This window comes from Burkholderia sp. BE17 (genome assembly GCF_009362305.1).
In the GTDB taxonomy this organism is placed as follows: Bacteria; Pseudomonadota; Gammaproteobacteria; order Burkholderiales; family Burkholderiaceae; genus Burkholderia; species Burkholderia pyrrocinia_C.
This window is the reverse complement of sequence record NZ_WHNU01000033.1, coordinates 99,106-111,874: the sequence shown is the minus strand read 5'-3', so window position 1 is coordinate 111,874 and position 12,769 is coordinate 99,106. Positions and strand designations below refer to the sequence as shown.

Below are 12,769 nucleotides of genomic sequence, written 5' to 3'. Positions count from 1 at the left end.
CCGTTTGCGCGGCCCCGCCCGTCCCGGCGCCCGCCACGCGCCGCCGGCCCGCCTCCCCGGCCCGCGCCCCTGCTAGAATCGCAGTTTCCCGTCGTATTTCCGCCGTTCCTCTACAGACCCTATGTCCGCAACCGACCTCACTTCCGTGCAGGCTGCGGCGCCGCAAGGCGCGCGCCAGATCCTCGTTACGTCCGCACTGCCCTATGCCAACGGGCAGATCCACATCGGCCACCTGGTCGAGTACATCCAGACCGACATCTGGGTGCGGACGCTGCGAATGCACGGTCACGAGGTCTACTACATCGGCGCCGACGACACGCACGGCACGCCGGTCATGCTGCGCGCGGAGAAGGAAGGCCTGAGCCCGAAGCAGCTGATCGACCGCGTCTGGACCGAGCACAAGCGCGACTTCGACAGCTTCGGCGTGTCGTTCGACAACTTCTACACGACCGACTCGGACGAGAACCGCGTGCTGAGCGAGCAGATCTACCTCGCGCTGCGGGAAGCCGGGCTGATCGCCGAGCGCGAGATCGAGCAGGCGTACGACCCCGTCAAGGAAATGTTCCTGCCGGACCGCTTCATCAAGGGCGAGTGCCCGAAGTGCCACGCGAAGGACCAGTACGGCGACAACTGCGAGGTGTGCGGCTCGACCTACCTGCCGACCGAACTGCTGAACCCGTATTCGGTCGTGTCGGGCGCGACGCCGGTGCGCAAGACGTCGAAGCACTACTTCTTCCGCCTGTCCGACCCGCGCTGCGAGACGTTCCTGCGCGAATGGGTGAGCGGCCTCGCGCAGCCCGAAGCGACCAACAAGATGCGCGAATGGCTGGGCGACGCCGGCGAGGCCAAGCTCGCCGACTGGGACATCTCGCGTGACGCGCCGTACTTCGGCTTCGAGATCCCGGGCGCGCCCGGCAAGTATTTCTACGTGTGGCTCGACGCGCCGGTCGGCTACTACGCGAGCTTCAAGAACCTGTGCGACCGCAACGGCATCGATTTCGACGCATGGATCCGCGCGGGCTCGAAGGCCGAGCAGTACCACTTCATCGGCAAGGACATCCTGTACTTCCACACGCTGTTCTGGCCCGCGATGCTCGAGTTCTCGGGCCACCGCACGCCGACCAACGTGTTCGCGCACGGCTTCCTGACGGTCGACGGCGCGAAGATGTCGAAGTCGCGCGGCACGTTCATCACCGCGCAGAGCTACATCGACACGGGCCTGAACCCCGAGTGGCTGCGCTACTACTTCGCCGCGAAGCTGAACGCGACGATGGAAGACATCGACCTGAACCTCGACGATTTCCAGGCGCGCGTGAACAGCGACCTCGTCGGCAAGTACGTGAACATCGCGAGCCGCGCGGCCGGCTTCCTGCTCAAGCGCTTCGACGGCCGCGTGCAGGACAGCGCGATGAACCATCCGCTCGTCGCGAAGCTGCGCGATGCGATTCCCGCGATCGCCGCGAACTACGAAGCACGCGAATACAGCCGCGCGCTGCGCCACACGATGGAACTCGCGGACGACGTGAACGCGTACGTCGACGGCGCGAAGCCGTGGGAGCTCGCGAAGGATCCGGCCAACGCGGTCGCGCTGCACGAAACCTGCAGCGTGAGCCTCGAGGCGTTCCGCCTGCTGTCGCTCGCGCTGAAGCCGGTGATGCCGCGCGTCGCCGAATCCGTCGAGGCGTTCTTCGGGATCGCACCGCTCACGTGGTCCGATGCCGCAAAGCCGCTGTCGTCGGAACAGCCGATCAAGGCGTACCAGCACCTGATGACGCGCGTCGATGCGAAGCAGATCGACGCGCTGCTCGCCGCGAACCGCGATTCGCTGCAAGCCGACGCGGCCGGCGCCGCCGCTGCGGGTGTGAACGCCGCGAAGGATGCAAAGGATGCGAAGAACGCCAAGACCAACGCGAAGCCGGCCGTCGTGAACGGCGCCGACGACGCCCCCATCTCGATCGACGATTTCGCGAAGATCGACCTGCGCATCGCGAAGATCGTCGCGTGCCAGGCCGTCGAAGGCTCGGACAAGCTGCTGCAGCTCACGCTCGACGTCGGCGAGGAAAAGACCCGCAACGTGTTCTCGGGCATCAAGTCCGCGTACCAGCCCGAGCAGCTCGTCGGCAAGCTGACGGTGATGGTCGCGAACCTCGCGCCGCGCAAGATGAAGTTCGGCCTGTCCGAAGGGATGGTGCTCGCTGCGTCGGCGACCGACGAGAAGGCAGAACCGGGCCTCTACATCCTCGAGCCGCACAGCGGTGCGAAGCCCGGCATGCGTGTGAAATAAGCCGAGCCGAGCGCACCGCCGCTTGCACGAAAAAAGGCCCCGCACAAATCGTGCGGGGCCTTTTTTTCACGTGTGCGGCGCGACGCCCGCCGTCAGCGTTGCCCGAACCAGCGGTCGAAGCGCCGCGTGTAGTTCAGGTCGACACCCTGGAACGTGCCGCCGTACGCGGACACCGACCAGAAGCGCGTCAGGTTGATCGTCGCCTTGAACGCGTTGCTCGCCGACTGCAGGCCCTGCTCGAAGCCGAGCACGAAACGCTCGTTGATCGCCTTCGACACCTGCACGACCTGCGGATCGGTCAGGCCGACATCGCTGCGGCCGATCGAGAACTCGTCGAGGCCGAAGGTCTGCGCGACCCGCTTGCCGGTCACGCTGCCGAGCAGCCCGAGCGCCGCTGTCATCGTCCCCTGCTGGCCGACGTTGTTGCCCTGGTCGGTGCCGTGCCCGAACAGCAGCCACGACAGCTTTTCGTTGTCGGTGACGTTCGGCTCCGACACGAGCTTGACCGTCAGCGACTGGATCGTGCCCGTCACCTGCACGCCGGCCTCGACCTCCTGGTTGCGCCGCATCGCGAGGATGTTGACGCCCGGATTCGACACGGGCCCGTTGAACGTGAAGAAGCCGTTCTCGATCGCGAGCTTGCGGCCGAACGACGTGTACGTCGATCCTTCGGTCACGCGCACGTTGCCGACCGCGCGCAGCGGCACGCCCGGCGCGCTCATCACTGTGATCGTGCCGCGCAGCCCGAGATCCGCGCCGTGGCCCTTGAAGCGGAAGTTGTTGCCGAGGCCGATGTCGATGTTCGCGCGCGGCGCGAGCGACGGCGCCGGCTTGTCCGTGGCCGGCTGCGGCTTCGCCACCGCGGTGCCCGTCGGCGTCTCGCCGCGCACCGTGCCGTCCGGCTGCATGATCACGACATCGTCGGACAGGTGCGGCGCCGATTCCTCGGGCAGGTCGAACAGCGCATGGTCGACGACGAACTTGCCGTCGATCGACAGCGCGCCGCGCGGCCCGTCGTTCGCGACCGTCGCCTTGCCCGACAGCGACAGCTTGCGATCCGGCGCCGCGAACAGTTCGAGCTTGTCCGCGACGATGCTCGCGGTCAGGTCGGGCGCCTCGCCGTCGAGGCGCACGCGGCCGAGCGCGCGCAGCGTGCCGTCGCCGCCGTGGAACTCGACCTGCTGGAATTCGACGAGGTTTTCCGTGAGCTTCACGCGCACGATGCCGTCCTTCAGTTGCACGCCCTGGTCGACGAGCGTCGCGGACAGGTCATCGCCCGTCAGCATCCCCGACAGGTTCGGCTTCAACGGCGTGCCGGCGACCGTCAGCTTCAGCGCCGCGCGCCCGCCGAGCAGGTAGCTCGGCCCGAACAGGTTGCCGGTCGCTTTCAGCGACGGGATGTCGGCGTCGATGCGACCCGACAGCGGGCCGTCGTCGGCGACCCCGAACATGCCGTCGCGCAGCGCGAACGGCACCGTGACGTTCGCGTCGAGCGTGCCGATCCGGTTCGCCTTCGCGAGCGCCGTCACGTTGAGCCGGTTGCCGGGCGCGAAGCTCGCGCGCGCGGACAGGTCGGTCAGCCCCAGCGACGCGATGCCGCGCCCGCTCTCGATCGTCACGTCGCCGCCGCGGCGCTTCACCTGCACGTAGCCCGTCGCGTTCGCGCCGAGCGAGAAATCCCAGTCGGCATCGAGCACGACGTCGGTGCGCACCGGCGGCCGCTGGCCCGTCAGCTCCTGGCGGATCTCGAGGAAACGCGCAACCGATACGCCGCTCACCGAGCCTGCCGAGCGCATCTGGCCGTGATCGAACACGAACGACTTCAGGTCGATCGCCGCGCCTTCGAGCGTGAGCCGTGTCGCGCCGAGCGTCACGCGTCCGGCGCCGGCCGACACGGTGAGCGGCGCCTGCAGCGCGACGGCCGGCGTGCCGCGGTTCGCGAGGCGCGTGACGGTGCCGTCCCAGCGCATCCCGTCGCGGCTCTCGACCACGCCGCCGTTCGCCGCGAGCGTCGCGTCGATCACGCGGCCGCCGGCCGTCCCGAGCGCCGATGCGTCGAGCGTGTGCTTCGCGCGCGTGCCGTTCAGATTCGCGCGCAGCGATTTCAGCTTCAGCGAGCCGAGCGCGATGTCGGTCGCGTCGGCCGTGAACACGAGTGCGCCGTGCGCGCCGTCGCGGATGTCCGCGCGGCCCTGCGCGGCGCCGATCCGGTTCGATCCGACGACGACGCGCTCGGCCTTGTAGGTGGCCGTCACGTTCGGATGCGCGAAGCTGCCCGTCAGGTCGCCCTGCGCCTGCACGAGCCCTTCCACGCCGAAGCCGAGCCGGTCGAGCTGCGGCGCGTCGACGACGAAGCGCAGCCGGTCGCCGGGCGCGCCGAAGCTGCCGCGCAAATCGACGTGGTTGCCCGCGATCGACAGGTTCGCGTTGCTCGGCAGGATCCGCGAGCCGACGAGCTGCACGACGCCGGCACCGGTCAGCGGCACACCGTCGTACAGGCTGTCGCCGAGCTTGAAGGTCGCCTTCGTCGACACCTGCGGCGCAAACGCGCCCGACGCGGTCAGCGTGCCCGACACGCGCGTCTCGCCGCGCCTGGCCGGCGCCGCTGCCTTGGCGGCCGCCTTGCCGCCGGCCTTCGGCGCACGTAGCGCGGCGAGCAGCAGCGGATCGAACGCCGTCAGCGTCGCCTTCGCGTCGTAGCTCGAATGCGCGTCGTGGCGGAACACGCCCGTCAGGTCGATACGGCCCTTGGCCGCCGTCACGCGCGCGTCGGTCAGCACCGTCTGCTGCGACGTCAGCGCGACCTTCGCGCGCGCGCCGAGCGCGAGCTTCGGGTCGTTCAGGTTGAAGTCGACGGTCGTCACGTCGCCCGCGAGCGTCACGCCGACCGGGCCGCCCAGGCGCATCGGCCGCAGCTCGGCGACGAATGCGTTCAGGTCGAGGTTCGCGACCTTCAGGTCGAAGCGGCCCTTGCCGCCCGTCAGCGTGCCGTTGCCCGTCACGCTGCCGTCGCGGATCAGTTTCAGCGCGAGATCGTCGATCCGCTGCGCATGCGCGTCGAGATGCACGTTCGCGTGCGCATCGATCACCGGCAGCAGGTGGTCGCCCAGCGTACCGGGCTTCGCGTTGACGATCGACACGGGGCCCGTCACCGCGAAACCCTTCGCCGACGTGGCGTCGGCCGGCGCGGTCACGGGCGCGAGTTCCGCGCGCACCGCGAGATCGGCGGCCGGCGCGCCGGGCGCAAGCGCCTGCGGGTTCACGTGATCGAACGCGAGCGACGCACGCGTGAGCGGCACCGCGCCGAATGGCGCGGCCTCGACGTGCGCGCGCCCGCTCAGCTTCATCCCGCTCGCGTCGACGTCGGCGACGAGCGCCTCGAGCGAACCCGACACGCGGGCCCGCGCGTCGACCGGCTCGTTGGACAGCTTGCCCGCGTAGGTGGCTTCGCCCGTCAGCGCGAACGGCTTCACGCCGTCGAGCTTCGCGCGTGCGGTCAGCGCGCCGTACGGCGTATCGATGCTGTCGAGCGCGAGTTCATGGTGACGGCCGTCGCTGCGGCCGTTCAACGCGAGATGGTCGAGCTGCGTCGTCGAACCGCCTTCGTGAATCGCGAGGTGATCGACGCGCAGGTCGTCGATCCGCAGTTGCAGCGGCAGGCTCAGGTCCTGCGGCGTCGTGCTCGGCGTCGACGGCCCCGGCACGATTCGCACGTCGATCGTGCCCGCGCGAAGATAGGCGACGGACAGCCGCCACGGCGCGCGGGTCAGCGCCCAGCGGCCCGCGATCCGGTCGATGCGTACTTCCGTGCCCGCACCGCCGGGGCTCGTCCACGCGAAGTCGCGCAGCCGCACGCCGGTCGCGAGCGTTCCGCCCTCGAGCGTGCCCGCGAGCTGCCCGCCGAGCACGCGCACGGCCGCCTGCCACGCGAGCCGCGTGCCGCGCTCGGTCGTCGCCGCGGCCAGTATCAGCCCCACCGCCAGCACGACGAGCAGCACGGCCGTCGCAAGCGTCCACGCGACGACGCGCACCGCACGCCCGCGGCGCGGCGCGCGCGGCGGCGCGGCGGGCGCGCCGTCGGGCGAGTCCGGATCGTGAGGCGGCGGCGTGTCGTTCGGGTCCTTCGTCATGCGGTTCGTCGTGGATGAAGCGGTACGTTCAGAAAGCGATGCCGAGCGTCAGGTACGGGCGCACGCTGTGGTTGCGCAACCCGTACGCGACGTCGACGTTGATCGGGCCGACCGGGCTGCGCCAGCGCGCACCGATGCCGACGCCCGGGTAGAACACCTTCTCGCCCCACGCATCGGTCGCGGTACCGATGTCGAAGAACGTCGCGGCGCCCCAGTCGCGGTTGAACCAGTGCTGGTACTCGGCGGTGCCCGTCATCAGGTACTTGGTCGGCAAAACGGAGCCGGCGACGCTGTTGCCGATGCTCTGGTAACCGTAACCGCGCACCGAGTTCGAGCCGCCCGCGCGGAACAGCAGCGATGCCGGCACGCCGGTCGAGCTGCCGCTCGTGAACACGCCGCCGAGCTCCGCGCGGAACACGAACAGGTCGCGCTTGCCGATCGGCAGGTACTGCTGGCCGCGCGCATAGCCGCGGATGAAGGTCTGGTCGGTCGCCACGCCCTTGACCGCGAAGCCGGCCTCCGCGTGGATCAGGTTGCCCGAACGCGGAAACAGCGGATCGTCGACGTTGCGGCGCGTCCAGGCCCATTGCGGCACGAGCGCGCGGCTCGTGGTCGGCCCCGCGCCGTTCTGGTCGAGCCGGTCCTGGTAGAACATCAGCGAATACGCATAGTCGATGAACTGGCCCGTGCGCGTGCGCTGCACGCCGACCCGCGCGCTGTAGATGCGCGTGTCCGACACGTTGGTGTTCGTATACGACGCGAGCACGCTGTTGGTCCACCCCCGCTCGCCCGGCGGCATCGACAGCTGGACCTGCCCGTACTGCTGGATCTGGTCGAGCCGGCCCGACACGGTCAGCGGCCATGCGGCGCCGAACGTGTCGAGATACGTATAGGAGCCCTGCACATGCGGGCCCGTGTCGGTTGCATAGCCGACGCCGCCGCGGATGCTGTTGTACGGGAACTCGCTGACCTTCACGTGCACGGGCGTGCGTTCGGGCTTCGCCGTATCGTCGCCGACGTCGATCGCGACGCTCGCGTAGTACGGCGTGTTCTGCAACTGCCGCTGCAATTCGGTGATCCGCTGCACATCGTAGATCTCGCCTTCCGACAGCGGATTGACGTTCGCGACGATCTTCTCCGGATAGCGGCGCACGCCGTCGACATCGACCTTGCCGATCGTGAAGGTCGGGCCGCTGTCGAACGTGACCGCGAGCGTCGCGCGCTGCGTGCGCGGGTCGATGCGCGCCTCGGACGACGCGATCTTCGCACCGAGATAGCGGCGCGACTGCAGTTGCTTGAGCGCCGCGCCCTTCGCGCCGTCCCAGTCGGACTGCGTGAACGGGTCGCCCGGCTTCAGCGAGAACGCGAAGCGGGTCGCGGCCTCCTGCTTCGGATCTTCGGTATCGACGGGGCCCTTGAACGTCAGGTCGACCGTCGACACGACGGTCTGCGGCCCCGGATCGACCGCGATGCGCACGTCGCGCTTGCCGTCGCGCGTGCGCACGTCGGTGCGCACGACCGGCGAGAAATAACCGGCAGTCGCGGTCAGGTCGCGCACCTGCTGCGGGGTGGCGGTCACGAGGAAGTCGAACTGGTCGTCGCTGATGTCGTCGCGCTTCGAGAAGCGCGCAATATCGAGATGCGACTTGAGCAGCTTGCGGACCGAGCGCGGCGCGTCGATGTCGACGTCGTACTTCGCGTGGGCCGGCAGCGCGAAGCACGCGGCCACGCAACCCGCGAGGGCCGCCCGTGCGGCTCGGGCCGCGGCGCCGGCGCGATTGCGTGCCGCGCGCGGGCCCGCGTCATGCGCCATGTGTGCTTGCTGGTTCGACTGCCCCGCCAAATATGACCTCGCCCTCGGTTGTCACGATTTCGTGGAAACCCTGTATTTGACCACAGGGCGCTGGCGTCAAAGCCAAACGTTTCCGAAAGGCGTCGCGAACCAGCGTGACTGCGGCGCGACGCCTGTCCGCGCCGGCCCGCGGGTTCGACGCGCGATTGGCGCCGGCCGTTCCCCCAATGCGGTAAAATCCCGCCATCGCGAATCCGGCGCATCGTGCGCCGCCCGAAACGGAAAATCCAGCCATGCCGTACCAGTCCGACGTCACGCAGTTCCTGAACCAGCTCAAGCAGCAGAAGCCGACGCTCGAGGAAGAGCAGCGCAAGGGCCGTTCGCTGCTGTGGGACAAGCAGCCGATCGACCTCGAAGAGCGCGCCGAGCAGCAGGAATCGCGCGTGAAGCAAACGTCGTACGTCTACTACCAGAACTTCTGACGACGTGAGCGCCGCCGACGAGGCCAGCGCCGCCCGGCAGGACGACGCGATCGCCGCGCCCGCGGGCGCCGATTCGACGCCCGACACGGTCGACGGTGTCGCGGCGTTCGCTCGCCTGTACGGCGAGCCGCTCTTCAAGCTGCCGCAGGATCTCTACATCCCGCCTGATGCGCTCGAGATCTTCCTCGAGACGTTCGAAGGCCCGCTCGACCTGCTGCTGTACCTGATCCGCAAGCAGAACTTCAACGTGCTCGACATCCCGATGGCGCAGGTCACCGCGCAATATCTGGGCTATGTCGACCAGATCCGCACGTCGAACCTCGAGCTGGCCGCCGAATACCTGCTGATGGCCGCGATGCTGATCGAGATCAAGTCGCGGATGCTGCTGCCGGTCAAGAAGGCCGACACCGGCGACGAAGCGGAAGATCCGCGTGCCGAACTCGTGCGCCGCCTGCTCGAATACGAGCAGATGAAGCTCGCCGCACAGCGTCTCGACCAGTTGCCGCAGCTCGGCCGCGACTTCCTGCGCGCCGACGTCTACATCGAGCAAAGCATCACGCCGCGCTTCCCCGACGTGAACTCCGACGACCTGCGCGCCGCGTGGGCCGACGTGCTCAAGCGCGCGAAGCTCGTCCAGCACCACAAGATCTCCCGCGAGGAGCTGTCGGTGCGCGAACACATGAGCCTGATCCTGCGCCGGCTGCAGAACGCGCGATTCATGGAATTCGCCGACCTGTTCGACACGTCGCGCGGCGTGCCGGTCGTCGTCGTGAACTTCATCGCGATGCTCGAACTCGCGCGTGAATCGCTCGTCGAGATCACGCAGCCCGAGCCGTTCGCGCCGATCTACGTGCGCCTCGCGTACCTGCCCGCGTAAGGCCCGCGCCCACCCGTCCCGTTCTCCCGATTCACCCCGACGCTCGCCGCTTCGCCGCGGCGGGTGGCCGCGGCCCCAAGCCGCGGCTCGTTTCCCGTACGCCCGATTAAAAAGTGAACGATCGTTCTCTTTTCGATGCGTTTGGCGGCCAAATCCTCTACAATCCGCCGACGCCCGATGCGCCGCCCGCGCGCCGGCGTTCTCCGCTTCGACCCCGACGCCGCTGCCGCGGCGCCAACGCGCGCATGCGCGAGGAACCCGCTACCCGATCATGAAAGTCATCAGCTCGATCCAGGAACTGCGCGACCAGTTGCGCGGACAGAACCGCACGGCGTTCGTGCCGACGATGGGCAACCTGCACGAAGGGCACCTGTCGTTGATGCGCCTCGCGCGCCAGCACGGCGACCCGGTCGTGGCGAGCATCTTCGTCAACCGCCTGCAGTTCGGCCCGAACGAGGATTTCGACAAGTATCCGCGCACGCTGCAGGACGATATCGAGAAGCTGCAGAAGGAAAACGTCTACGTGCTGTTCGCGCCGACCGAGCGCGACATGTACCCGGAACCGCAGGAATACCGCGTGCTGCCGCCGGACGATCTCGGCGGGATCCTCGAAGGGGAATTCCGGCCCGGCTTCTTCACCGGCGTGTGCACCGTCGTGTCGAAGCTGATGGCCTGCGTGCAGCCGCGCGTCGCCGTGTTCGGCAAGAAGGACTACCAGCAGTTGATGATCGTGCGCCGCATGTGCCAGCAGCTCGCGCTGCCGGTCGACATCATCGCGGCCGAAACCGTGCGCGACGAGGACGGCCTCGCGCTGTCGTCGCGCAACCGCTACCTGTCGGCCGACGAGCGCCGGGAAGCGCCCGAACTCGCGAAGACGCTGCAGCGCATGCGCGAAAGCGTGCTCGGCGGCGAGCGCGACCTCGGCAAGCTCGAGCAACTGGCGCGCACGCACCTGGCCGAGCGCGGCTGGGTGCCCGACTACCTGTCGATCCGCCGCCGCGCGAACCTGATCGCGCCGAGCGCCGCCGAACTCGAAGCCGGCGAGCCGCTCGTCGTGCTCGCGGCCGCGAAGCTCGGCGCGACGCGCCTCATCGACAACCTGGAAATCTGACGGGCCGCCCGCCCGCGCCTCTCACGACGCATCACGGAGACACCATGCAGCGCCACATGCTCAAATCGAAGATCCACCGCGCGGCAGTCACGCACTGCGAGCTGCACTACGAAGGCTCGTGCGCGATCGACGAAGACCTGCTCGAAGCGTCGAACATCGTCGAAAACGAACGGATCGACATCTGGAACATCAACAACGGCGAGCGCTTCTCGACGTACGCGATCAAGGGCGAGCGCGGCAGCGGGATGATCTCGCTGAACGGCTCGGCCGCGCGCCGTGCGCAGCTCGGCGACCTCGTGATCATCGCGGCATTCGCGATGGTCGACGAAGCCGAGCTGCAGGCCGGCTGGAAGCCGAAGCTCGTATTCATCGACGACGGCAACAAGATCAAGGGCCACCGCGATCACGTGCCGACGCAGAACTGGACCTAACCTGAGCAGCCGCCCGCGTGCCGTGGCGCGCGGGCGCGGCTGCGCCGCCTGCGGTCGAAGGGCCGGATCCCGTGCGACACGGGATCCGGCCCTTTCTCATTTCGGCGCGCGCCCGCCGCGCGATCGGATCAGGACGCCTTGGCGGCCTTCTCCGCCTTCGGCGCACCGCGTTCGGCCCACTCGACGATCGGCCGCCATTGTTCGAGATCCTTTTCGACACGACTCTTCGCGACGTCCCACAGCGTGAGGCCATGCGCGGCGATCTGCACGTAGTTCTGCGTGTCGCGCACGTAGCCGAGCACCGGCAGGCCGAGCCCTTCGACGAAGCGGTGCAGCTGGTCGGACGAGCGCGTGCGCGCATCGACCCGCATCCCGACGATCCCGACCTCGACACCGCCCTTGCGCACGGCCTTCTCGCCGGCGAGGCGCTCCAGAAACTGCTGGGTCGCGAGAATATCGAACATCGACGGCTGCAGCGGCACGATCACCTTGTCGGCCAGTTGCAGCGCGACGCTGAGCCGGTTGCCGTGCAGGCCGGCCGGCGTATCGATCACCGCGTATTCAAGGCCGCGCGGCGGCTTCGACGGCGCGTCCGGATCCAGATCCCACGATTCGATCGCCGGCAAGCCGGCCGGCCGCAGGTCGAGCCACGCATGCGCGGACTGCTGCCGGTCCAGGTCGGCGAGCGCGACCCACGCGCCCTGCGCCGCGAAATAGCCGGCAAGATTGGTGGACAACGTGCTCTTCCCCACGCCGCCCTTCGGATTCGCCACCACGATCACCGTCATGAATTCCCCCGAAAAAGCCACGCGGCGCCGGCCGCATGGCTGGCGCCGCTCGATTGCGGATACAGGGAGCGATGATATCGGCAAACGGGGGATCACCGAAACGGGGTGCACCGAACCATGCGTTGCTCACGCGCCCGTCATGCGCGCTGAACCGCGGCCTCCCGTGCGCCGATCGAGAACGCGCCGCCGCCCAGCAGCGCCTGCACGGCGAGCGTGACGGCCCAGAACGCCGGATATTCCCAGCCGCCGTGCGGCGACGAGAAGCTCCAGCCGTTCGGCAGATGCGCGGCGGTCGCGCCGAGCATGAACGGCAGCAGCGCGAGCGCGGCGACGCGCACGCGGAAACCCGCGAGCAGCGCCAGGCCGCCCGCCAGTTCGACGAACGTCGTCAGGTATGCGAGCCAGCCCGGCAGGCCGATCGACGCAAAGAACTGCGCGGTGCCGGGCAGCGTGAAGACGAAAACCTTCTGCGCGACGTGCGCGAGGTACAGCACGCCGAGCGCGACGCGCAGCAGCGTCGCGGCGAAATCGTTCAGGCGATCGGGGTTCATGGCGGATTCCTTCGTGCGTGGATGAGAATGGCCCCACTCTATTCGAACCGATTCGACCGATAAACACGTCAATCCGCTTTAACTGATTCCCAAAAGGAACGAATAAACCCGAAAAAGGGGCATGAGCGATCATGCCCCGATACCTGCGTCAGTAACCGCTTTTGCCTTGCGTGGCGTCGCCGGAACCGGACTGGCTGCCGCCCGGTGTGTACGAATCGCACGCGTGCGCAACCGCCGATGCGCCCAGCAGCGCCGCGAGCAGCACGCTCCACCACCATCGAGCCTTCATCGTCGCACTCCTCCAGGCGGACCTCCGCCCTCCT

Annotated in this window: 10 protein-coding genes; 5 read left to right on the top strand and 5 right to left on the bottom strand. The window is 68.5% G+C overall.

Going from position 1 to position 12,769, the window contains the following annotated elements:
• Window positions 1–121: 121 nt before the first annotated feature.
• Complete coding sequence (gene metG / locus GD429_RS26355) at window positions 122–2,284, top strand: methionine--tRNA ligase (protein WP_152861239.1); 2,163 nt, start codon at window positions 122–124, stop codon at window positions 2,282–2,284.
• Between the two features lie 92 nt (window positions 2,285–2,376).
• On the opposite strand, the gene GD429_RS26350 is transcribed toward metG, so the two are convergent.
• Together GD429_RS26350 and GD429_RS26345 are read right to left on the bottom strand one after the other, a co-directional pair.
• Window positions 2,377–6,414, bottom strand: coding sequence for a translocation/assembly module TamB domain-containing protein (locus tag GD429_RS26350; RefSeq protein ID WP_152861237.1), 4,038 nt, complete (start codon window positions 6,412–6,414; stop codon window positions 2,377–2,379).
• A 28-nt stretch (window positions 6,415–6,442) separates the two neighbouring features.
• On the bottom strand, window positions 6,443–8,257 hold the full coding sequence (locus GD429_RS26345; protein ID WP_152861235.1) for an autotransporter assembly complex protein TamA: 1,815 nt from the start codon (window positions 8,255–8,257) through the stop codon (window positions 6,443–6,445).
• A 242-nt stretch (window positions 8,258–8,499) separates the two neighbouring features.
• On the opposite strand from GD429_RS26345, the gene GD429_RS26340 reads away from it, so the two are divergent.
• From GD429_RS26340 to panD, 4 genes are all read left to right on the top strand, one after another.
• Complete coding sequence (locus GD429_RS26340) at window positions 8,500–8,688, top strand: DUF3460 family protein (protein WP_006478107.1); 189 nt, start codon at window positions 8,500–8,502, stop codon at window positions 8,686–8,688.
• A 4-nt stretch (window positions 8,689–8,692) separates the two neighbouring features.
• Complete coding sequence (locus tag GD429_RS26335) at window positions 8,693–9,565, top strand: segregation and condensation protein A (RefSeq protein WP_258281252.1); 873 nt, start codon at window positions 8,693–8,695, stop codon at window positions 9,563–9,565.
• 271 nt (window positions 9,566–9,836) lie between these two features.
• Window positions 9,837–10,676, top strand: coding sequence for a pantoate--beta-alanine ligase (gene panC, locus GD429_RS26330; RefSeq protein WP_152861233.1), 840 nt, complete (start codon window positions 9,837–9,839; stop codon window positions 10,674–10,676).
• 44 nt (window positions 10,677–10,720) lie between these two features.
• Window positions 10,721–11,107, top strand: a complete 387-nt coding sequence (panD, locus tag GD429_RS26325; protein WP_031398432.1) for an aspartate 1-decarboxylase — start codon at window positions 10,721–10,723, stop codon at window positions 11,105–11,107.
• Window positions 11,108–11,235: 128 nt separating this feature from the next.
• On the opposite strand, the gene GD429_RS26320 is transcribed toward panD, so the two are convergent.
• The 3 genes from GD429_RS26320 to GD429_RS40630 form a co-directional block, all read right to left on the bottom strand.
• Window positions 11,236–11,895: a ParA family protein gene (locus GD429_RS26320; RefSeq protein ID WP_111016338.1), complete on the bottom strand. Its 660-nt coding sequence runs from the start codon at window positions 11,893–11,895 to the stop codon at window positions 11,236–11,238.
• 137 nt (window positions 11,896–12,032) lie between these two features.
• Window positions 12,033–12,446: a DoxX family protein gene (locus tag GD429_RS26315; protein ID WP_152861231.1), complete on the bottom strand. Its 414-nt coding sequence runs from the start codon at window positions 12,444–12,446 to the stop codon at window positions 12,033–12,035.
• A 148-nt stretch (window positions 12,447–12,594) separates the two neighbouring features.
• Window positions 12,595–12,735 carry a hypothetical protein gene (locus tag GD429_RS40630; protein ID WP_166896785.1) on the bottom strand — a complete coding sequence of 47 codons (141 nt, stop codon included), beginning with the start codon at window positions 12,733–12,735 and terminating at the stop codon, window positions 12,595–12,597.
• Window positions 12,736–12,769: the final 34 nt, after the last annotated feature.

Bases quoted from the DNA above. Each gene is read 5' to 3' on its own strand.
- metG (WP_152861239.1), top strand. From the start codon at position 122: ATGTCCGCAACCGACCTCACTTCCGTGCAGGCTGCGGCGCCGCAAGGC.
- GD429_RS26350 (WP_152861237.1), bottom strand. From the start codon at position 6,414: ATGACGAAGGACCCGAACGACACGCCGCCGCCTCACGATCCGGACTCG.
- GD429_RS26340 (WP_006478107.1), top strand. From the start codon at position 8,500: ATGCCGTACCAGTCCGACGTCACGCAGTTCCTGAACCAGCTCAAGCAG.
- panC (WP_152861233.1), top strand. From the start codon at position 9,837: ATGAAAGTCATCAGCTCGATCCAGGAACTGCGCGACCAGTTGCGCGGA.
- panD (WP_031398432.1), top strand. From the start codon at position 10,721: ATGCAGCGCCACATGCTCAAATCGAAGATCCACCGCGCGGCAGTCACG.
- GD429_RS26320 (WP_111016338.1), bottom strand. From the start codon at position 11,895: ATGACGGTGATCGTGGTGGCGAATCCGAAGGGCGGCGTGGGGAAGAGC.
- GD429_RS26315 (WP_152861231.1), bottom strand. From the start codon at position 12,446: ATGAACCCCGATCGCCTGAACGATTTCGCCGCGACGCTGCTGCGCGTC.
- GD429_RS40630 (WP_166896785.1), bottom strand. From the start codon at position 12,735: ATGAAGGCTCGATGGTGGTGGAGCGTGCTGCTCGCGGCGCTGCTGGGC.